General features: G+C 70.8%; 17 protein-coding genes. 4 read left to right on the plus strand and 13 right to left on the minus strand.

Annotated elements, in window-relative coordinates; translation table 11 throughout:
- Nucleotides 1–15: 15 nt before the first annotated feature.
- The 4 genes from ACQP2T_RS58470 to ACQP2T_RS58485 form a co-directional block, all read right to left on the minus strand.
- Entirely contained in the window at nucleotides 16–2,883 is a 2,868-nt protein-coding gene (locus ACQP2T_RS58470; RefSeq protein WP_433513311.1) for an FtsX-like permease family protein, read from the minus strand.
- Between the two features lie 91 nt (nucleotides 2,884–2,974).
- The gene (locus ACQP2T_RS58475) at nucleotides 2,975–6,565 is read right to left on the minus strand and encodes an FtsX-like permease family protein (RefSeq protein WP_433513312.1); all 3,591 of its coding nucleotides are present in this window, start codon (nucleotides 6,563–6,565) and stop codon (nucleotides 2,975–2,977) included.
- Between the two features lie 16 nt (nucleotides 6,566–6,581).
- The gene (locus ACQP2T_RS58480; protein ID WP_433513313.1) at nucleotides 6,582–7,286 is read right to left on the minus strand and encodes an ABC transporter ATP-binding protein; all 705 of its coding nucleotides are present in this window, start codon (nucleotides 7,284–7,286) and stop codon (nucleotides 6,582–6,584) included.
- Complete coding sequence (locus ACQP2T_RS58485; protein ID WP_433513314.1) at nucleotides 7,283–8,323, minus strand: ABC transporter ATP-binding protein; 1,041 nt, start codon at nucleotides 8,321–8,323, stop codon at nucleotides 7,283–7,285. Before ACQP2T_RS58485 ends, ACQP2T_RS58480 begins: the two co-directional genes overlap by 4 nt.
- 290 nt (nucleotides 8,324–8,613) lie before the next feature.
- Here ACQP2T_RS58485 and ACQP2T_RS58490 point away from each other — a divergent pair, with 290 nt between their 5' ends.
- Nucleotides 8,614–9,567: a hypothetical protein gene (locus ACQP2T_RS58490; protein WP_433513315.1), complete on the plus strand. Its 954-nt coding sequence runs from the start codon at nucleotides 8,614–8,616 to the stop codon at nucleotides 9,565–9,567.
- A 64-nt stretch (nucleotides 9,568–9,631) separates the two neighbouring features.
- On the opposite strand, the gene ACQP2T_RS58495 is transcribed toward ACQP2T_RS58490, so the two are convergent.
- The 6 genes from ACQP2T_RS58495 to ACQP2T_RS58520 all read right to left on the minus strand — a co-directional run bounded on the left by ACQP2T_RS58495 (nucleotide 9,632) and on the right by ACQP2T_RS58520 (nucleotide 15,456).
- Nucleotides 9,632–10,171 carry an AAA family ATPase gene (locus ACQP2T_RS58495; protein ID WP_433513316.1) on the minus strand — a complete coding sequence of 180 codons (540 nt, stop codon included), beginning with the start codon at nucleotides 10,169–10,171 and terminating at the stop codon, nucleotides 9,632–9,634.
- A gap of 37 nt (nucleotides 10,172–10,208) precedes the next feature.
- The gene (locus tag ACQP2T_RS58500; protein WP_433513317.1) at nucleotides 10,209–10,697 is read right to left on the minus strand and encodes a DUF5946 family protein; all 489 of its coding nucleotides are present in this window, start codon (nucleotides 10,695–10,697) and stop codon (nucleotides 10,209–10,211) included.
- Between the two features lie 54 nt (nucleotides 10,698–10,751).
- Nucleotides 10,752–11,837, minus strand: coding sequence for a threonine aldolase family protein (locus tag ACQP2T_RS58505; protein ID WP_433513318.1), 1,086 nt, complete (start codon nucleotides 11,835–11,837; stop codon nucleotides 10,752–10,754).
- 62 nt (nucleotides 11,838–11,899) lie between these two features.
- Nucleotides 11,900–12,706 (minus strand): SDR family oxidoreductase, encoded by an 807-nt coding sequence (locus ACQP2T_RS58510; RefSeq protein ID WP_433513319.1) that lies wholly within the window; start codon nucleotides 12,704–12,706, stop codon nucleotides 11,900–11,902.
- Nucleotides 12,707–12,798: 92 nt separating this feature from the next.
- Nucleotides 12,799–14,637 carry an RICIN domain-containing protein gene (locus tag ACQP2T_RS58515; protein ID WP_433513320.1) on the minus strand — a complete coding sequence of 613 codons (1,839 nt, stop codon included), beginning with the start codon at nucleotides 14,635–14,637 and terminating at the stop codon, nucleotides 12,799–12,801.
- 156 nt (nucleotides 14,638–14,793) lie between these two features.
- The gene (locus ACQP2T_RS58520; RefSeq protein WP_433513321.1) at nucleotides 14,794–15,456 is read right to left on the minus strand and encodes a DUF4097 family beta strand repeat-containing protein; all 663 of its coding nucleotides are present in this window, start codon (nucleotides 15,454–15,456) and stop codon (nucleotides 14,794–14,796) included.
- Nucleotides 15,457–15,678: 222 nt separating this feature from the next.
- Between ACQP2T_RS58520 and ACQP2T_RS58525 the strand changes: the two genes are divergently transcribed.
- Complete coding sequence (locus tag ACQP2T_RS58525) at nucleotides 15,679–16,731, plus strand: hypothetical protein (RefSeq protein WP_433513322.1); 1,053 nt, start codon at nucleotides 15,679–15,681, stop codon at nucleotides 16,729–16,731.
- Between the two features lie 47 nt (nucleotides 16,732–16,778).
- Here ACQP2T_RS58525 and ACQP2T_RS58530 read toward each other — a convergent pair whose 3' ends face one another.
- The 3 genes from ACQP2T_RS58530 to ACQP2T_RS58540 form a co-directional block, all read right to left on the minus strand.
- Nucleotides 16,779–17,333, minus strand: a complete 555-nt coding sequence (locus tag ACQP2T_RS58530) for a PIN domain-containing protein (protein ID WP_433513323.1) — start codon at nucleotides 17,331–17,333, stop codon at nucleotides 16,779–16,781.
- Nucleotides 17,334–17,335: 2 nt separating this feature from the next.
- Nucleotides 17,336–17,791, minus strand: a complete 456-nt coding sequence (locus ACQP2T_RS58535) for a helix-turn-helix domain-containing protein (RefSeq protein WP_433513324.1) — start codon at nucleotides 17,789–17,791, stop codon at nucleotides 17,336–17,338.
- Nucleotides 17,792–17,877: 86 nt separating this feature from the next.
- Nucleotides 17,878–18,411, minus strand: a complete 534-nt coding sequence (locus ACQP2T_RS58540) for a GbsR/MarR family transcriptional regulator (RefSeq protein WP_433513325.1) — start codon at nucleotides 18,409–18,411, stop codon at nucleotides 17,878–17,880.
- Nucleotides 18,412–18,502: 91 nt separating this feature from the next.
- Between ACQP2T_RS58540 and ACQP2T_RS58545 the strand changes: the two genes are divergently transcribed.
- Both ACQP2T_RS58545 and ACQP2T_RS58550 read left to right on the plus strand, forming a co-directional pair.
- The gene (locus ACQP2T_RS58545) at nucleotides 18,503–19,432 is read left to right on the plus strand and encodes an ABC transporter ATP-binding protein (protein WP_433513326.1); all 930 of its coding nucleotides are present in this window, start codon (nucleotides 18,503–18,505) and stop codon (nucleotides 19,430–19,432) included.
- The gene (locus tag ACQP2T_RS58550; RefSeq protein ID WP_433513327.1) at nucleotides 19,429–21,021 is read left to right on the plus strand and encodes an ABC transporter permease; all 1,593 of its coding nucleotides are present in this window, start codon (nucleotides 19,429–19,431) and stop codon (nucleotides 21,019–21,021) included. Before ACQP2T_RS58545 ends, ACQP2T_RS58550 begins: the two co-directional genes overlap by 4 nt.
- Nucleotides 21,022–21,029: the final 8 nt, after the last annotated feature.

Below are 21,029 nucleotides of genomic sequence, written 5' to 3' on the forward strand. Positions count from 1 at the left end.
CCCACCGGGCGCCGGCTATCCGTCGCCCGCGCGCAGCACCTCGCTCAGCCGCCGACGGCGCCGCAGTGCCGACTCGATCGGCACCACGACGGCGACCGCCACCAGCAACGCCATGGCCACCAGGCCGAGCCGCCACCACGGCAGCACCAGGGCCGGGTCGGCGGCCTGCCCCGTGAGCAGCCGCAGCGCGAGCGAGCCGAGCATCAGGCGGGCGAGCAGCACCCCGAGCAGTGGACCGGCCACGGCGGCGACCATCACCGGCGGCAGCAACTCCCCCGCGGCGATCCACCGGGCGTCTCGTGGCCGCAGACCGAGGGTGCGCAGCCGGGTCAGGGTCTGCCATCGCTCCGGCGCGCTCGCGGAAGCGCCGAGAGCCAGACCCAGCAGCCCCAGCGCCAGCAGAGTCGCGGCCGAGACCCACGCCAGCGTCAGCAGCCCTGAGGTCAGCGGCGCCGCGCGGCGGGCACGCAGCACGTCCTCGCGCAGCACGGTGTCCGCGTCGACGCCGCTCGCGGCGACCGCCCGCGCCGCTCCGGGGCCGTTCACCCACACCGTGTCGGGTACGGAGGGCATGCCCGCGGCCTGGAGAGTGGCGGCGTCCACGAGGACGACGTCACCGGCGCCGCCGATGGCGGGTGCCGTACCGACGGCGGTGAGCCGGATGGCCGGAGCACCGTCCCGGAGCAGTTCCAGCCGCGTGCCTGGCCGCAGGCCGCCGTCGCCGGAGCGCACCAGGGCAGGCACGTCCCCGTGACCGGTCGCCCCGAGCCGGGCGAGCGCCGGCTCGTCAGGCAGCGGGGTGGCGGCGAGCAGCCGCCGGAACGCGGAGGCGTCCACGACGACCAGGCGCGGAGCGATGACCAGTGAGTCGGCGACGACCCGCGCCCGGTCGGTGACCTGCGCGGCGACGACCTGCCGGACTCCCGGAGCGGCGGCGATGCGCCGGGACAGCGCGGGTGTGGAGGCCGCCGCGGCTGGGACGACGTCGAGGCGGGCGTCGGCGCCGACGGTACGCCACGCGCCCTCGGCCAGGCCGTCGCCGGCGGTGGCGTCCAGGGTGAACGCGAACGACGCCAAAGCGGCGGAGGTCACCAGGACCAGAAGCGGCAGGGCACGCGCGGACGTCGCGACCGCCCGCGCGGTGCCGAACACCGCCAGCGGACGACGTGAGCGCAGAGCCCGCTTGAGCACCAGGCCCAGCCCCGCGGGGAGCAGCCGCAGCAGGACGAGCGTGCCGGCGAGAACGCCAAGAACGGGCGCGCTCGCGGGCAGCGGACCGCCATCCCCCAGCCCGAGCCCCGGACCGGCCACGTCACCGCCGGGAGCGGAGGCGGCCGGGAGGATCCCGCGCTGGTGCAGCGCCACGAAGGCGGCCACCGCGGCGATCAGTACCGCTGCCTCAAGGGCGGCGCGGCGCAGTTGGACGGTGTGACGGGCCCAGCGGCGCGCGGTCCGGTTGGCCGGGACCCGCCGGTCGCGGGTGGCGCGGGCGGCGGCGAGCGTACCGAAGACCGGGCCCGCGACGACGGCCGCGAGCACCACGGGGACCACCCACTCCCAGGAGGCGCCCGGGACGACGGCGCGCGACAGCGCGAGCCCGGCCGCGGCGGCCGTCAGCGCCACCACGGCGGACTCGACCAGCAGCTCGGCACCGAGCGTCGGCAGGGCCGCCCCCCGTTGCCGTGCGGCCTCCAGCGCCGGGGCGCGGCGGCGCACCAGCAGGTCGGCGGCGAGCAGCAGGACCAGAACCGCGACGGCCAGCACGCCGGTGAGCAGGACCGACGCCTGCGCGGACGCGGCGCCGACCTGGGTTGTGATGTTCCGCAGTACGCCGTCGAGCCCCGTCTCCCACTTCAGAGAGCCGTCGAGGGCGCCGGAGGAGCCGGAGGTCGCCTTGAGCGCGACCACCTTCGCGGAGACCGCCTGGGCGGAGTCCCAGGTGATCCGGTTCGGGTTGGGGGTGAACCGGACGACGCGCCTTAGCGCGTCCTGGTCGAAGGCGAGGCGGGCATCGGGCAGGGACTCGGGTGACAGCAGGCCGGCGAATCGGGTGGAGCCAACACCATCCGCGCCGGAGACTGGACGCAGCAGCGCGGGAGCCGTCCGCCAGGCGGGATCGGTGCTGTCCGTCGCCCGGAAGATGCCGCTGACCAGGACCTTCTTGACGCCTCCCGCGTCGTCCTTGAGTGGGATGCGCGCGCCGGGACGCAGCTTGAGTGCGTCGGCGCCCGCTTCCGACAGACCGACCTGCACCGGCCAGGGCGCCCCCGTGACGGGAACCTCGGCGTGGTCGTCCCTCTTGGGGACGGCGGACCGGGGCGGGCCGCCCGCGATCCAGGTCACCTGCGGCCCGCTGCCGATGCCGTTCACGTGCGAGCCGCCGTCGGCGCCGTTCCCGTGCGCGCCGCCGTCGGAACCCTCGCCCTTCGCGTTCGCCAGGTAGGCGAGCTGGAAGGTGCGCAGCACGCTGCCATCAGTGATCTTGAGTGTGGGGCTGATGACGGTGGCGACGGGCGGACGCAGCGCGGCCCGCAGGCCGGGTCCGAGTTCGTCCGTCGCCCTGTCGCGAAAGTCGTCGACGTCCTCGGCGAGCCGGGGAGCGCGGACGCGTCCGCCGTTGGGCCCGTCATCGCGTTCCATACGGGCCTCGACAAGGACGTCGCCGTCGCCGCCGGCGCGGCGGACCCCGTCCCGAACGGCCTCGTCGGCGGTCGCGCGCAGCAGCGGCGGTACGACGCCGGCGAGCAGAGTGACGACCGCCACGACCGCGGCGGCCAGGAGCAGCGACCCGGCGTCGGCACGGGCGCGCCCACGGATGCTGGGCCAGTGGAGGGCGGGCGGCCACCAGCGACCGACCGGCCACAGGCCGGCGCGCCACCTCACGACTCCACTCGCGGATGCCTCACGAGGCCGTGCCCGCATGCGCCTCATGACACCACCCGCAGATGCTTCACGACCTGTGCTCGCATGCGCCTCACGACGCCACCCGCAGGTACGCGACGTCGACGCGGCGGGCCTGTACGACGACCACGGCGGTCACCGCGACCGTGCACCCGGCCAGCAGCAGGGCAAGCAGCCCGGCCTCGGTGGCCCATGGCCAGACGGGCAGGGCGGCAGGCACGGGGACGGAGCCTGTGTCGGAGCGGACGAGCAGGGGCGCGACGACGTGGGTGGCGAGTGCGCCAACGGCCGCGCCTGCCGCGAGCAGGGGCAGCAGGACGCCGACGTGCTGGCCGAGCAGTACGGCACGTACTTCCCGCCGGGTCATCCCCAGGCCCCGCAGCCGCGCCACCTCGAGCGCGCGGGTCCGGAGGTCGAAGGTCACATGCAGGACGACACCGGCGAGCAGCAGCAGGGCCGTAGCCGGGACGAGCAGCCGGAGCGCGGCCGGCAGGCCGGCGCGCAGGGGGCCACCGGTGAGGCGGGCGGTCTCGGACGCGCGCGTGGTGACGGTGCCGAGGCGGAGGGCGGCGACGCGTACGGCGGCGTCGGCTCGGGTGGGGTTGCCGACCCACCAGGCGTCCACGGGGAAGTCGAGGTTGCCGCTGATGACGAGGGCGCGGGAGAGGACGTCCGAGTCGGCCAGGATCGCCGCGGCGCCCGGGGCGGATGGAACGGTGGGCAGCACCTCCGTCACCCTGACCGGGACGGGGGTGAGCCCGACGGTGAGATCGAGCCGCGAGCCGCGACGAGCACCGACCTCGTCGGCGAAGCGGGTGGAGACGGCGACGGGCACCGGCCCCGGGGCCGGGAAGGCGGTGGCGACCAGGGTTCGGGCGGCGTCCGGGGGGCCCTTGAGCCCGACGGTCGTCGTCATCTTCAGCTGAACACCGGCCGGGGTACGGGCGAGGGCGACGGCCGGATCGCCGAGCTGGCCGGGGGCGGGCTCGACGGAGGTGGCGCTCCACGGCGACCCGGACGCCACGCCGGTGGAGGCTGGGGCCTCGGGGACGGTGAGGGTGACGGCGACGCGGCTGTCACCGGCCCCGGCCGGCAGCTCGGCCAGGGCATCGGAGTAGCCGAAGCCGACGTTCCCCAGATCGGGCGCGAACGGGAGGGACACCGCGACCAGCCGCAGCCCTTCGACGGTCGCGCAGGCCGACAGCGGATGCGCCTTGCCGTCGAGCGGGATGGGCGCGCCGTCACAGGAGGTCCGCAAGCCCGTGGCGTCCTGCAGCAGCAGCCGAGGGGTGACGGTGAGCGGGGTCGCGCCAGTCGTCTTCCCAGCGCCGGTCGTGCTCCCACCGCCGGTCGTCTTCCCAGCACCGGTCGCCTCCCCAGCACCGGTCGCCTTTCCACCGCCGGTCGTCTTCCCAGCACCGGTCGCCTCCCCAGCACCGGTCGCCTTTCCACCGCCGGTCGTCTTCCCAGCACCGGTCGCCTCCCCAGCACCGGTCGCCTTTCCACCGCCGGTCGTCTTCCCACCGCCGGTCGCCTTCCCGGTGAGGGTGAACACGGCGCCTTTCGGGACGGGGACGCCGGTGACGCGGGTCGGCGGCGCGAGCGCGGCGCCCACGTCCGTCCACCTGCGGCCATCGTTCAGCCGGCCGCGCAGCAAGTACGCGGCGCGGGTGGTGTCGACGGCGACCAGCCGTGGTACGTCCCCGGCGTTGCCGAGCCACTGCCCGACCGCGACGCCACGGTTGGTGGCCGGGCTCACCGCTCCTCCGGTGGCCGCGCGGACAGCCGCGCCCTGCCCGGCCCCCGGCGGCGCGGAGAGGGTGAGAGCGAGATCGGTACCGACGGCCAAGTCGGCCTGGTCATGCTGGGAGCGCTGCCACGTGGCGTCGAAGCCGACCCCGAACGTGGCGGCCGCGCAGGCCAGGCCGATCAGCAGCCCCGCGGCGACCGCCTGCGGCCGACGGGCGGCTTCGAACGCGGCCAGCGGAAGCGGCAGCCCACGGGCGCGGCGCGCCAGTCGCTCGACGCCGCGCAGCGCGGGCACCACCAGGCGCAGCGCCAGCGCGGAGCCGGCGGTGAGCAGCAGCGCGGGAGTGAGCACGCGGATGGCGTCGACGGAGGACCCGGAGCCGGTGGGCTGATCACGCAGCTGCCACCAGCCGGCGACGGCGAACGCCACGAGCAGCACATCGGCCCCGGAGCGGGCCAGCAGTTCGCGCCGGTGGCGACGGTCGCCGCCCACGGGCGTGGGCCGCACCGAGAGCGCGACGAGCACCGCCGCGAGCGCCAGCGCGCCACCCGCGACGGCGAGCACATGGACGCCGGTCACGACCGGATGGACGGCCAGCCCGGCCTCCGCCAGCGGCGGCAGGTGAGTCAGGCCGGCGTGCAGGACAGAAGAGGCGGGAATCGCGAGCGCGGCGGCCAGGACGGCGAGTGCGCCGGCCTCGACGACGGCGGCGGCGGCGAACTGCCCGCGGCTGATGCCCAGCGCCGACAGCAGAGCGGTCTCGTCAGCGCGCACGCCGGCGGTGAGCCGACCGGCGAGGGCGAGGGCGGTCGCGGTCAGGACGATGCCGAGGACGGCGACGGTGAGTACGGCGGCGGCCGTGACCTGCTGCTGATCGCGGGCGGACAGCAGGGTCGACGGCAATCGGGAGGCGACGCGTTCGATCCGCACCCGGTCGCCGAGGGTACGCGCCAATAGGCGGTCGGCGCCGAGCACGGACTCGGCGGCGGTGTCGAGGCCGCGGCGAGTGGGGGCGGACAGGTCGGGATGGGCGGTGATCTCCAGCCGGTCGATGGTGGAGCCGCCGGCCAGCAGGGCGGCGAGATCGACGATGAACGGCCCGTACGCATGGACCGGCCGCACGGAGCGGCCGTCGCGGTAGGCGAGGTCGTAGCCGGTGGCGGCGAGGGGGTCGCGGTCCCAGCCGGTGCCTGGCAACGGGCGTACGACGCCGACGATGGTCACGTCGACCGTCCGGGCGGGGTCGTCGCCCAGCTCCGCACCGAGGCGGACGCGTCTGCCCAAGGTGAGGCCGAGCAGCCGCGCGGTGGGCTCAAGCACGACGGCCTCCAGCGGCACGGCCGGGCGGACCGCATCGGCCTTCAGCGGCCCACCGGAGTGGACCGCATCAGCCTTCGGCTGCACCGCCGGGCGGACCACGTCCGCCTTCGGCTGCACGGCCGGGCGGACCGCTTCGGTCTTCGGCGGCGCGGCGGGGTGTGCCGCGTCGGCCGCGCCTCGCGGCCACCGGCCCGTGACCAACGCGGCGCGGGCCGACAGGTCCTCCACGCCCGACAGGTAGGTCTCATCGGGTACGCCGTCGCCGCCCGCCCGCGTCGTCGGCAGCGACCGCATCACCGACGACGCGCGCGCGGCCGTCGTCGCGGCGAACGGAGCCAGCTCCGAGGTCAGCACGCGGCGTGTGTCGTCGGCGACGGATCGAGCGTCCGGTCCGCGGATGGTGACGGTGTAGGCGGTGACGTCGACCTGGTCGGGAGTGGCGCGGGACGCGGCGGCCTCCAGCGCCTGCTCGGCGGTGCGGGTGATGAGGAGGGCGCAGGCGCCCAGCAGGGTGGGGCCCACCATGGCGACCGCCAGGAGGGCGGCCAGCAGCGGCCACTGCGCGCGGGCTCGGTGGGCGAGCAGCCTCAGCACGGGCGGCTCTGGACGATCATGAGGCTTCACACCCGTCCAGCTGCCCGTCGTTGATCTGGATCACCCGGTCCGCCAGCGCGAGCATGGTCGGGTCGTGCGTGGACACCAGCGCCGTCACCCCCTCGGACTCCACGACTCCGCGCAGCAGCGCCATCACCGACAGACCCGTCTCGGCGTCCAGTTGCCCGGTCGGCTCGTCGGCGATCAGCAGCCTGGGAGAGGCGGCCAGGGCCCGGGCGATCGCCACTCGCTGCTGCTGGCCGCCGGACAGCTCACCCGGACGTTGCTCGGCGTGGTCGGCCAGGCCCACCAACTCCAGCAACAGCTCGACCCGACGCTCGCGTTCCGCCGCCGGGAGGCGCGCCAGCCGTAAGGGGGCGCCGACGTTCTCCGCGGCCGACAGCACCGGGATCAGGCCGAACGTCTGGAACACGTAGGAGACCTTCTCCCGCCGCAACCGGGACAGGCCGTCCTCGTCGAGGGCTGTGACGTCGGTACCGTCGACGAGTACGGTCCCGGAGTCCGGACGATCCAGACCGCCGATGACGTTCAGCAATGTGGTCTTCCCGGACCCGGACCGGCCGATGAGGGCCACCATGGTGCCCGCGGCGAGGTCGAACGACACGTCCCGCAGAGCGTGGACGGCGGTCGGCCCGCTGCCGAAGCGCCGATGGACGCCGCGCACGGCGAGCAGCGGCCTGTCGGCCGGACCGGCGCTCATGCGGGCCCATCGAGGTCAGGGCCGCCCGCGACGTGATCGACCGCGTCGAGATCAGGGCGGGCCACATCACGATCGGACCCGTCGAGATCAGGACGGATCACATCACGATCGGACCCGTCGAAGTCGGGGCGGATCGCGACATGATCGGCCTCCAGCGCCAGCCGGACCCGCCTGGTCAGTGCCAGCGCCTCCCGATAGTCGCGCGGCACCTGGACCCGTCCGGCACGGTCCATCACGGCGTACTCCTCGGCGATCATGTGCGTGTCGCCGTCGGCGCCGGTGGCGGTGCGGCGGAGTACCTCGCTGCTGGTGCGTCCGTCGCGGATCGCCACGGTCCGCTCGACCTGGCCGCTGACCGCGGAGTCATGGGTCACGATGACGACGGTGACGCCGAGTCGGCGGTTGACCTCTCGTAATGTCCCGAAGACCTCGGCGGAGGTGGCGGTGTCCAGCTCGCCGGTCGGCTCGTCGGCCAGCAGGACGCGGGGCTCGTTGGCGAGGGCCACCGCGATGGCGACCCGCATCTGCTGCCCGCCGGACAGCTGCGCGGGACGCCGGTCGGCGCAGTCGGCGACGCCGAGGGCGCTCAGCAGTTCGGCGGCGCGGGCCCGGCGCCTGCGGGCCGGTGTGCGGGCCGCCGTCATCGGCAGGTCGATCATCTGCCGAGCGGTCAGGTAGGGCACGAGGTTGCTGGCCGTCTGCTGCCGGACGAATCCGACGGTACGCCGCCGGTAGTGCACACGATCGGCCCGGGACATCGCCAGCAGGTTCCACCGGTCGACGCGCGCCCGCCCGGCGGTGGGGGCGTCGACCCCGGCGAGGATGGACAGCAACGTCGACTTGCCCGACCCCGACGCCCCGACGACGGCGACCATCTCGCCACTGTCCACGAGCAGGTCCAGCCCTTGTAACGCCTGCACCTCGACCGACCCGGACTGGTAGATCCGTACCAGGCTCTCGCAGACGATCAGCGCGTCCCGCCCGAACTCCGGCGCCTTCTGAGGCGGCTGCGGCAGGGACAGCGGCTTGATGGACATCCCCCTCCTCCAGACCGGAGCCGTGCTCATCTCTGGCCAGACTCTATAGAGTCCCCTCACGCCCGGCCAACAGGGTCTTGTGAGCGCTCACGCCACGCGAAGGAGCCGTAACCGGCTGCCCGGAACCGCGGTCCCCGATCGTGCACCCGACATCCCTACTGCTACTTTTGTGCCCTTTAGTCCCATAGTGGTTAGAGGTACGGAAAGTGCGACGGTACGGCTGGACGATCAGCGCAGTCACAGCAGGGTGTCTGCTCGCAGGATGCTCCGCCCTGCCCGCCCTGCCAGGCATGGGCGGCGCGAAGGCGGACCCTGCCGCGACGAGCAAACCCAGCGCGAGCAGTGCCCCGAAGCCGGCTCGCGCCATCTCGGACCAGGAGGCCACCTCGGTCCTCGCGGACTACGTCAAGCGCAACAACGCCGCCAACAAAGCCCGGAGCGACGAACTCCTGGCCGGCTACGAAGGCGGCTCCAGCTTCGCCATCGACAAGGCCAGCTACGCCTCCAGCCGCATCCTGCGCAAGACCATCAAGTACCAGCCGTTCGGCTACACGGGCGCCGCGTTCCGCGCGCCGGCCGCCGGGCAGCAGCCCTGGTTCCTGGCCACGGCACACTGGCAGCGCAAGCCGACGACCTCGAAGGAGCCGACGTACCTGCTCTTCGCCCGGCAGGGGGACGGCTGGCGGCAGATGTACTCCCCCGACGCCTTCGACGGCACCACCACCGACGAACTGCCCGCGATCGCCGCTGACGCCTCGGGCGTCGCCACGGCGGTCGGCCCCACGGACGGAACCGGCCTGCTGATGTCGCCCGCCGACTTCGCGAAGAAGTACGCCGCCCACATGGTCGGCAAGGGCACCGCCGCCGACAAGAGCCTCTTCGCCGCCGACAGCATCACCACCGGGGCGGCGAAGACCCGCCAGAGGATGAACCAGTACGCGCGCAGCTCGTCCACCGCCCGCCCGGTCACCCGCTACCCGTCGTACACGCTGCGCACCACCGACGGCGGGGCCCTGACCTTCACCACGATCGAGCGCACGATCCGCTACGACGTGCGGCAGGGCCCGGAGCGCAACTACGTCTTCCAGAAGGACAGCGGACTCCTGCGCGGCAAGTACTACACGTACATGACGATCACCGACCTGTTCCAGATCGCCGCCCACATCCCCCCGAAGAGCGGCAAACCAGACCAGGTCAAGGTGCTCGCCAACTATTCCGGCCTCGTAGCGGGCAGCGGCCGCTGACCCCCGGTCCGGCGTTGGCCCGGTCCGGGCCAACGCCGATCAAGCACGCCCTTGATCCTTGGCGCTAGGAACCGAACTGCTTCCTGACCGCCGCCACCCGGTCCATCAGCACGCCCGGAGCGATCAACACACACTCGTACCCGAGCGAGGCGTAGGCGTCCTGGTGGATCTGCTCGAACCGCAGCGACTCCTCGAACGTGATCAGCCGCGCGTCGGTCGGCGTGACGAATCCGAGGTTCTGTACGAAGAGCACCTTCTTCTCGAAGATCCGCTGGGCCTCGATGCGTTCCAGTTCGCGGGACAGCGCAGGAGAGACGGAGTGGCCGAGATAAACAGCCAGCGCGTATGTGCAGACCGGCGATCGATCGTAGATCTGTACCTCGCCGGGAAGGGCCGCGGCCTGTTCCTGCCGTCGGCGCTGCAGGGTGATGATCTCCTCCACGAAGGACGGCTTCGCCCACGGCTCGGCTTCACCCTGTGCCTGCCGCAGGGCGATGACGTCCGTCGCCGCCTCCTCGACGACGGTGTAGCCGTCGCACTCCAGCCGGCGCAGGATGGCGGTCTTCCCGGCTCCAGGCGTGCCGGTCAGGATGTAGCGCTTCATGAATCACTTCCCGTACGTCCCGGAGCTGGGCCGTGCGTCACGTCTGGACGGATCTCCAGGACTCCACAGTCGCTTCGGCGATGGCTTCGATGCCGCGTCCGTACGCCAGATGCCCGTCGGACACGAAGCTGCCACCCTTGACCGGCAGGCCGCAGAACGAAGCGCGGAAATGCCCGGGAGATCCGCCCTGCGGGAGCGTCGCGTACTCCTCGAGTGGCGCCATGTCGTAGCCCGACCGTACCCCGTGCTTGTTCCGTGCCACCTGATGGGCTTGTAGGCGAAGCAGCGCGTCAAGGCCCTTGTCCACGTAGAACTGCAGCCAGCGGAACTGGCCGTCGATGTGCTTCTCATGGGCGCGGGAAGGATGCTGCAGGAGGTACGCGCACACCACGGGCGCGTGCCATTTGTACATCTGCGGATCGGCCTGCTCTTCAGCCAGGATCGCATGATAGTAGTCGACGCACACGCCCAGCGGGCCGGCGCTCGCGCCGCAGTCGCACTGGCGCATGCTGGGGTTATCTGTCACGGTCGGCACCATAGGCGGTCGGCAACGGCCTTGTCGACGACATTTCGGCCCGGCTCACCCCGCGCTCGCGGCCCGAGCCAGCAGGTCGTGGATGAGGGCGACGACCTCGTCGGGGGTGAACTCCATGGCGTTCTCGCCGACGCTGACCTCGAAGCTGCACCGGCCGGGATCGGGGGCGGAGCGCACCCGGCCCCAGAGCTGGATGCCGTGTTCCGCGAGGATTTCCGCGCCCGCCCGCTCCACCGCCCGTTTGGGGGCGGGCAGGTGGATGTGGAACATCGGCGTCTGCGGCGGGCTCGGATGGGCGCGAGCGGCGCCGTCGGCGTTGACGGCCGTCGCGATGGCGATCGCGTGCTCGTGGTAGGCGGGCATGCGCGCGGCCAGGTCGTCGAGGTGGACCAGGGCGGCCAGGGCAAGGGGCCAGGCGTCGCGAATGCCGCCGCCGAGGCGCTGCCGCCAGACCTCGGCGGCGCGTACGGTCTCGGCGTCTGCGGCGAGCACCGCGCCGCGCACACCCTGCAGGCTCTTGTAGAGCGAGACGTACACCGTGTCGAACAGGGCGGCGATCTCGTCGAACGGCCGCCGGTAGTAGGTCTGGGCCTCCCAGAGCCGGGCACCGTCCAGGTGGGCGGCGGCGCCGGCCGTCCGTACGAGTGCCACCTGCTCGTACAGATCCTCCCATTCCGGCAGCAGACCACCGAGGTCACGCTGCGGCAGCTCCCAGACGACCGCCGCGAGCGGCTCGCTGATCGCCGCAGTCAGGTCCGAGGCCGTCATCAGCTCGTACGGGTCGCCGGTACGCCGGAGCCGCAGACCGTGAACGGCGTTGTAGCCCTGCTCCTCCCACACATCCAGGTGCGATTGCGGATGGGCGGCGAAGGCGCGGCGGCCACGCCGGTCGGCGTGCACGCGCAACGCGACCTGCTGCGCCATCGTCCCGCTCGGGAAGAACAGCGCCACCTCCTTGCCGAGCAGGTCGGCCAGCCGCCGCTCCAGCACCGCGACAGGGCCGTCCGGGCCCGCCTCCGGAGTGTCGTCGTCCACCAGCTCCAGCATCTGCTCCAACATCAGGCGCGGCTTGCGCCGGATCGACGCATGCAGAAACAACGACCGCCGTACAGGCGAGGTGGCGTTCGACATCTGCAACCCCTTTGCTGTTGCCACTAAATTGCACTAGCTTGCCGAAACCTACATCAGTCCCCTCACTTCACCCAACGTCGAAAGCCGCCCTCAGAATTGATCACCTGGCCAGTGATCCAGGCGGCATCGTCCGAGACGAGCCAACGAACCAGCTTGGCGACCTCATCTGGCCTCCCCCATCGGCCCGAAGGCAGGGCATGGCCGATCTGCTGGGCTAGCCCGGGACTGGCCCAGCCGGTGTCCACCGGCCCAGGGTTGACGGTGTTGACCGTGATGCCCCGATCAGCGAGCGCGTCGGAGAGGCTGGCCGTCATCTGATGGATCGCGCCCTTGCTGATCGCATACGGCAATTCCGTCGGCATTGGGGCCAGATGCTGACCGGACGTGAACAAGATCACCCGACCCCCGGGGCGCCGATCATCGTGCTGAGCGGCGAATGCCTGGGCCAGCAACACGCTGGCCCGAGCGTTCACCGCCCACGCCAGGTCGAGCTCGGCCGCCGTCACCTCCTCCAGCGCCTGCTTGGAGCTACGCGCATGGTTGGCGACCAGCACATCCACGTGCCCGAACCGGTCGACGGCCCGCTCGATCACCTCCGCTGGCGCCGCCGGGTCGGTGAAGTCGGCCTCCACATGCTCCAGATGGTCACCCACGCCGCCCAGCGCCGCCAGCACGCCGGCCATCCCGGCCGGATCGCTGCCCCACGGCTGATCGGCATCGTGTGGGGTCCACGACTGCGCCACCACCTTCGCCCCGGCGCTCAGCAGTTCGCGCGTCAGGGCGAAGCCGATCCCCGCCCGGCGACTCACTCCGGTCACCACCGCTACCCTGCCCGCCAGCGGCCCCTGTGCGCTCATGTCGATTTCCATCTGGAAATCTTCGCAAATCAGGTCCTTTGATGTCCTCGCTCAAGAGAAGGGAGCCCAGGTCACACCGCTGACCTGGGCTTTTACCGGCCAGGCTAGATCGGCTTGAGCGCCCAGAAGTGGTTGGCGTTGTTGCCGGCCAGAACCTGCTGGTCCAGGACGGACGACGTACCGGTCGTCATGTTGAGCACGCGTTGGCTGTGGACGTTGACGAGGACGTACGTGCCGTCAGCCGCCCGCCGTACGGTCCACATCTGCGTGTTGCTCGCCGTGCAGGTCGACTGGACGATCTGGGTTCCGGCCGCGTCGCTCGGTGTCTTCAGGTCCAGGCACAGGCCGCTGTTGACGTTGACGAAGCGGGCGGGGAAGGTGTCCGAGGCGGCCTTGCGCAACGTCCACTGCTGGCGCGTGGCGCCGGAGTGCGCCTTGTGCGTGACCACCGCTCCGGAGGTCAGCGCGCCGTTGAGCACCTCGGCGTTCTCCCGGTTGCCGATGCCTGTCAGGTAGTACTTCGCGCCGTCCTGTGGGCCGAGATCCGTGATCCGGTTGAACTTCCACCGCTGGTTGGTCGCTCCGGTGTAGGGCTGCTGCTCCAGCGGGGCGGGGTACGCGCCCGTGACCGTCAGGGCCAGGCCGGACAGCCAGTTGATGATCGCGTAGCTGCCGTCCGCCTGCGGCAGGTACGCCCACCGCATGCCGTCCTGACCGTTGCAGGCGTACTGCAGGACCTGGGTTCCCGAGGTGGTGCCGCTGTAGGCGCTGTCCACGCACATCCGGCTGTTCGCGTTGATGAACTGCAGGCCGGTCTTGTAGCCCATGATCCACTTCTGGCTCGCCCCGTTGGTCCGGGCGCGCTGACTGAGCCTGACCAGTCCGGTCGTGGAACCATCGATCGGCTCGATGGCCCCTCCCGTGGACACGCTGGTGATCGCGTACGTGAGGCCGACCGTGGGATGGCCTACGACGTCGGCGGTCGTGCCCTTGATGAGGAAGTCGCTGTCCGCGCTGTTCCAGTGGGTGGCGAGGTAGCTGTCCGCCTCCGGGCTGACGTTGAAGTAGTCGTCGCGGTTGCAGTCGGGAACCCGGTAGTCGTTCCACTCCACGCAGTCCCAGGACGGCGTACCGCCGTAGCACATGAGGTCGAACTGGTCCGTACAGTGTCCGCTGTTGGAGTGCGGCGCGCTCGGCTGCACCGCGCCGAACGTGTGGCCCAGCTCGTGGGCGATGGCGTTGGCTCCGAAGCAGTTGGGTATCGCGTCGACCCGCGCGTAGGTGGTGCGATTGTTGTAGTTGGCGGCGTCGGGACGATCGTCATTGTACCGTCCGCCCCGCCCGCATTCGACGGTTGCCTCGGTGAGCATCAGGTACTTGCGGTCCGCCTTGTCGTATCCCAGCGCCTTCACCGCGGTGATGCCACTGTCGAAGGTGGCCAGCGAGTCGGCGGGCACCGTGACCTGGCGTACCGCGACTTGGCAACCCCCGGAGACCGTCTCCGTCACGTAGCGGATGTGCCGGCTCTGGCCGCCCTCGGCGGCGGCGTCGTTGTACGAGTCGTCGGCGTTGGCGAGCCACGCCTGGAACATCGGCATGAGCTGCGTGTAACGGTCGGGCATGCTGGACTCGCGGACGTACAGGACCTCGACGCGCTTGCCGCTCTCCCCGTCGCCGTCGCAGAGGACCTTGGCCGTCGCCGCCTCCGCCGCCGCGTCGGCCTGGTCCGCCGTGAGCCGGGCCCCGTTCGCCTGGGGGCCCGTCCGTAACCCGAGCCGCGCGCCGGGGAAGAGGTCCGACGGAGCGCTGCAGCTCAGCGGCTCGGACGACACCGCCGTACCGGAACATGGATCGAGCGATTCCGCCGCCACGGGACGGGCGTCGAGCCCGTTGGCGACAAGAACCCCCGCCGCGACATAGAGGACAAGGCGTTTGAAAAGCATTCGGCGACCCCCGGATCGTGAACATCGCTCACCTTGGCGATGAGGAAGATCAACGTACTGGGCCTGACCGGAATAGCCAATCCAGGCGTAATACCTGCTTCGCCCAGGCCACGCGAGGGGCGACCTCGGGGCCGGGGAAGCGTCCGGAACTCTCAGTCAGAGACTGCGGGCGGTGATGTCGCCGCTGGAGGTGGTGGCGTGGATGTCGAGCTCGGCGGTGCCGTCGCTCTTGAGGTTGTTGGCGATGCGGCCGTGGGCGGTGCCGGCGTCCAGGGAGGCCGAGACGCCGGCGGCGGCGCTGATCGTGATGTCGCCGGACTCGGTGCGGAGCACGACCTTGCCGCCGGTGGCCTCGGCGATCCGGATGTCGCCCCGTGCGGTGCTGATCTCCGCGGCGCCGCCCAGCCGGCCGACCTCGACGTCGCCGTCGGTCGCGGTGAGGCGCAGGCTCGCGGTCTCCTCCAGCTTGATCTGGTGGTAGGCGCCTTCGAAGGTGACGTCGCCGAGGCGGCCGACGGTCCGCAGTTCGGCGCTGCCCGACTTCGCCTCGACGCGGGAACCGGTGGGCAGCTGGATCGTCACCTCGATGGCTCCGGTCGGGCCGAGGTACTGGTTCTTCTGCGCGGTCTCGACCCGCAGGACGCCGTCGGCGTATTCCACCATGGTCTGCTCGGCGGCCTTGACGTCGCGGCCTTTGGAGGCGTTGGCGGGCTGGACCTCGACGGTGGTGTCGGCCCGGTCGGCCGCGATGAACTTGACACGTCCGGCGGGGATGTCCAGGACGGCGGTGATCGGGGCGAGGGTGTCGAACTTCTGCATCGTGTGCTCCTGTTGAATCTCAGTTCAGCGTGGCCCAGTTCGTAAGCGCTGGGCCGTTCATGGGATTGAGCATCGCCGACCGTGCTGATACCGGGCCGTCGCCGTCCTGACGCGACCACTGACACACCACCCGCGCGCTCGTCCATTCGGGGTTCGGTGGGGGTGGGGCGAACCCTACTCTGATCTTGATAGGGCTTACTTCCGACAGCCAGGAGAGATCACATGCTCGGCCGTTTCGTGTCTGGCCTGGTGAGCGCACTGGTGCTCACCACAACCGCAGCCGCAGCCACCACCGCAGCGCCCCCGCCTCAGCCGACCCGGGGCCCGTTACCTGGCGTAACGGAACGGACGGGAGATGGCCAGTTCGGCAAGGGTCAGGCCGCGGTCGTCGCCGACCTGAACGGCCGCCCTGTCCAGCTCACGTCGTACACCACTGTCGACATGCAGAACCACGGGGGCCCGTTCACGCTGTGGGCATGGCAGCCGGACCGGCGGCGGTTCATCAAGAGCGACTATGGGGATTTCGCGGTCTCCCCCGACGGACGCTGGACGGTCGCGCGGCTGGAGTCGAGGGGAGAGCCGGGCAAGAGTGGCCTGCGGATCCTCGACCGGACCACCGGCAAGAGCCGGGACGTCGCGATCCAGCTCACCGACTACAGCCCCGCCGATACCGAGAACGGCGGCACCCAGTATCCCCAGATGCGCTGGCCCAGGTGGTCACCGGACGGGAAGAAGCTGCTGTTCACCGTCAGCCTGGCCCGCCAGGGCGACCGCTCGGCAGGAGTCCTGATCCTCGACGTGCCCGACCTCACGCCTCGCTTCATCAAGATCCACAAGGCACTGGTCACCGTCGGCGGTTTCGAGTGGAACCAGGACGGCACCCGCTTCCTGGTCAGGCACGGCAGGCTCGGCAGCACGACCGTCCGCCTGTACGACCTCCAGGGCAAGGCCACCAAGGAATACCAGGTACGAGGCCGGCCAGGCGGCGACGGACGCGGCGTCTTCTCCCCCTCCGGCAAGCGATTCGTCACCGCCTGCCTGCCACTGGAGAAGGCCGCCTGCGTGTGGGACGCGTCGACCGGCAAAGCCGTGACGAGACTTCCCATCGTCTGGAGTGGACGGCCCACCACCCTCGGCTGGTACGACGAGAAGCACCTGCTCATCTCCACCGCGGCCGGCGTCGGGATCGTCGACCTGAAGGGCCGGGTGACCGAGACGCTGCTCAAGCTCGGCAAGAAGTCCGAGATCTTCCCGCACTTCAGCGCGCTGAAATGATCAGTCGGCATGCGGAGGTTGTCCACAAGATCGGGCCGGCAATGCCTCTAACCGGCTCGTAGGGCAGCGACCGACTCGACGAGGCCTGCCGTCTCCAATGCATCGAGCACGTCGTCCACAGTTTCCGGCGGGTTGGTACGCGAGTCCGCGATCTGCTGCACGCAAGCCCACACGACTCTCCCATCGTGGTCAATCTGGTCCAGCACGAAGTCATCGGGGGATTTGGCCTCAATGCCCCATGGGGCCAGGTCTCCTGCCGGAAAGTCCTTGAGGTTCGACGTCACGATGATCTGCGCCCCTGCCTTGATCGCCGCCGCCAGCACATGCCGGTCGTCCGGGTCGGGAAGCTTCAGCCCCTCAATCAGCGGCTCATAGCCCTCAATCAGGGAATCCCTGACAGCCGAGTTCATCAGGAGGCGGAGTTTGCCAAACTTCTCTTCCGAAATATCGGGACGGTTGGCAAGCAGGTTGCGTTGCATCTCGTCGAGAATCCCGTTGGTCCATTTGGCCTGCGCCCGCCCCACCATGGCAAGGCGGATGAGCAGGTCACGCAGAGTGTTGCCGTACAGCACGTTCGCGTCGTAGACCACCACGAAGGCCATGTTCAGATGCCCAGCTCTTGCCCCAGTGCAGCAAGTTGATCAGCAGCCGTTCGGCGCTTGACGTCGTCACGGCGCTTGTACTCCTGGAGATCCTCATAGGTGATACGCCGATGCTTACCGATCAACCGGAAGGGAATCTCACCCGCCTCCAGAAGCTTGATCAGATAAGGTCGCGAGACGTTCAGCATGTCCGCTGCTTGCTGCGTGGTCAGCTCGGCATGGGACGGTATGACGGTAACTCCGCGCCCTTCAGCCGCCTGAGCGAGGACGAAGGCGAGCAGGCTCACAGCCTCGCGAGGCAGGATCAACGGATCCTCGTCACCATGCTCGCCGTCGACGCGAATGGTCGACTGTTCGGGATACCGCATGAGGTAATCCTTGATCCGCCGCACCGCGCGACTGGCGAGCTCGGCGTCGATGGTCCCGGGCTGAACACGTTTGGCCTGGGCGTCTGCCATGACAACACCTCCCTATCGCATTATCCGCAATAAACGAAACAACCGCAAGCGGACGATCAGCCTCTTGGCCAACGGTCAAGTGCGCATCAGGATCTGGACCGAGCCGAGCCGCCTGATCGCTGCGCGGGCTGAGCGTTCAACTCGTTCCACTTGTGCAGCAACTGGGGGACCTCGCTGCGGAGGAACGCGAAGAAGCGCCGAGTCTCGTCCATCCGGGCGCCCGCGGGCGTGTCCGTACCGAGCACCTCGGCTCCGTCGCGGGCCCCCTCCTCGAAGCGGCGGAACACCTCGTCACTCGACGCCGCCGCCCTGTACCAGGCCGCCTGGTCGACGCGGTAGTGATCACGGCGCTCACCGGGGTCCCGCTCGCGGGTCACCATCCCAACCCGCATCAGATATTTCACCGCGCCCGAGACCGCCGACGGGCCGACGTGCAGCACGTCGGCGAGTTCGCCGGCGGTGCGCCGGCCGTCGTCGGCGATGAGCAGTGCCGCGAGCACGCGTGCCGCCATACGCGGGTAACCCGAGTCGGACATGATCACGGCGAACCGTTCGAGGAACCGCAGCGCGTCCCCGGTTCTTTCGGCCATGCCGGTCTCGTCGTCGGCTCTCTCGGTCATGCACACCCTCTGCGCGTCGGCTCTGATGGCCACAGGCTACAGACTAACTGATGTTTCACGAATTTCATGAAATTCATGTAGTGTCCGAAGTATGGCAAACATGATCTCCGCGTCCGGTCTGGTCAAGACCTTCGGCCGGACTCGGGCGCTCGACGGTCTGGACCTGACGGTCCGGGCCGGTGAGGTGCACGGATTCCTCGGGCCGAACGGAGCCGGTAAGTCCACGACCATCCGGATCCTGCTCGGCCTGCTGCGTCAGGACTCCGGCACCGCTCGGCTGCTGGACGGCGATCCGTGGCGCGACGCGACCGCCTTGCACCGGCGGCTGGCGTACGTACCCGGTGACGTGACCCTGTGGCCGACCCTGTCCGGTGGCGAGGCGATCGACCTGCTCGGCCGGATGCGCGGCCGGATCGACCCCCGGCGGCGGGCCGAACTGCTCGACCGCTTCGAACTGGATCCACGCAAGAAAGGGCGGGCCTACTCCAAGGGCAACCGGCAGAAGGTGGCCCTGGTCGCGGCGCTGTCCTCGGATGCCGACCTGCTCATCCTGGACGAGCCCACCTCCGGCCTCGACCCGCTGATGGAGGCGGTCTTCCAGGAGAGCATCCAGGAAGAGCGGCGCAAGGGACGTACGGTGCTGCTGTCCAGCCACATCCTCGCCGAGGTCGAGGCCTTGTGCGACAGGGTGAGCATCATCCGGCACGGCCGCACGGTGGAGACGGGCACGCTCACCGAGCTGCGCCACCTCACCCGCACCTCGATCACGGCCGAGCTCGCCGGTCCTGTTCCCCAGCTCGCCGGATCGGCGGGCGTACACAGCCTGTGGACGCAGGGCAACCGGCTGCGCTGCCAGGTCGACGGCGACGCGCTGGACGCGCTGCTGCGCGAGCTGGTGAAGGTAGGCGTGCGGAGCCTGGTCAGCCAGCCACCGACGCTGGAGGAGATGTTCCTGCGCCACTACGAAGACGACCTGTCCGGCGCGGACTCGAACGGAGAGCACGCGGTGGCACAGCGATGAGCACTCTCACCGGCACCGGCGGACTGATCCGGCTCATCCTGCGGCGCGACCGGGTGCGGTTACCGGTCTGGTACGGGCTCGTGGCGCTGCTCGTGATCGGCGTGGCCGGCTCGGTGGCCGCCGCGTTTCCCACGGAGGAGGCGCGCCAGGCGTTCCTCCACACGACCAATGGCGACCCGACGCAGCTCATGATGATCGGCCCGATCTATGACTCGTCCGCCGCCGGGCTCGCCGCGTGGCGCGTACGTGGGCAGGCCGCCCTGCTGATCGCACTGGCGAGCCTGTTCCTGGTGATCCGCAGCACCCGCGGGGAGGAGGAAGCGGGCCGTAGCGAGCTCCTGGGCTCGACCGTGGTCGGCAGGCACGCGGCACTGACGGCCGCGCTGACCGTGGCGTTCGCCGCCGGCCTGGTCACCGCCCTTGTCGTGGCACTGGGACTCATGGGCCAGGGACTGCCTGCACAGGGTGCCCTGGTGATGGGGTTGTCGGTCGCCGCAGCCGGCTGGGTCTTCGCCGCGCTCGCGGGCCTGGCGGTCCAGCTGACCGAAAGCTCCCGTACCGCAGCCGGCCTCGCCGCCACCGCGATGGCCATCCTGTACGCGGTGCGCGCAGTCGCGGACCTTGAGCAGAGTTCCTGGGTGTCCTGGTTGTCGCCGTTCGGCTGGACCCAGCGCATGCGTCCCTTCGCCGGTGACCACTACTGGCCGCTGCTGCTGGTCATCGGCCTGACCCTGCTGCTGGTGGTCGGCGCGTACCGGATGTCCGCCCGCCGGGACCTGGGGGCCGGCATCCTGCCGGCCCGGCTCGGTCCCGCCGAGGCGGCGCCGGGCCTGCGTACCTCGCTCGCCCTGGCCTGGCGGCTGCAGCGGGGCACGCTGCTGTCCTGGGCCGTCGCGTCCACCGCGTTCGGCGCCGGCTTGGGAGGCGCCGCGAAGAGCGCCGCCGAGCAACTGAACGCGAGCGAGGCTCTCAGGGGCCTGATCGAGCGGATGGGTGGCGGCGTCCGTCCCGCCGACGGCTTCTTCGCCTTCGTCATCTACCTGATGAGCCAGGTCATCACGGTCTACGCGATTCAGGCGACCCTGCGCCTGCGGGCGGAGGAGACCTCCGGCCATGCCGACGTCATCCTGACCGGCCCGATCGGCAGGCTGCGCTGGGCAGGCGGCCACCTGGCCGTCGTCGCGGCCGGGTCGGCGATCGTACTGGCCGGGCTCGGTCTCGGGATGGGTCTGGTCTACGGGCTCTCCACGGGAAACGCGGGCGGCGAGATCGCCCGGCTGCTGGGGGCGAGCCTGACCCGGCTTCCGTCGGTCCTGGTGCTGGCCGCCGTTCCGGTGCTGGTGTACGGCCTGCTGCCGCGGCTCGCCGCGGTCGTCGCCTATGTCGCGCTCGGTCTGTGCTTCGTGCTGGAGTTCGCGGTGGAACTGCTGCACGCCGACCCGTCGATCTTGACGGTGTCGCCGTTCGCGCAGACCCCCGGGCTTCCGGTCGCCGAATTCACCATGACGCCGCTGATCCTGCTGACCGTCGTCGCCACCTCGCTCACCGCTGCCGGGCTGGCCGCTTTCCAACGGCGTGACCTCGGATAGCGCGCGGA

Origin of the sequence: Nonomuraea sp. CA-143628 (genome assembly GCF_050942315.1) — a bacterium.
In the GTDB taxonomy this organism is placed as follows: domain Bacteria; phylum Actinomycetota; class Actinomycetes; order Streptosporangiales; family Streptosporangiaceae; genus Nonomuraea.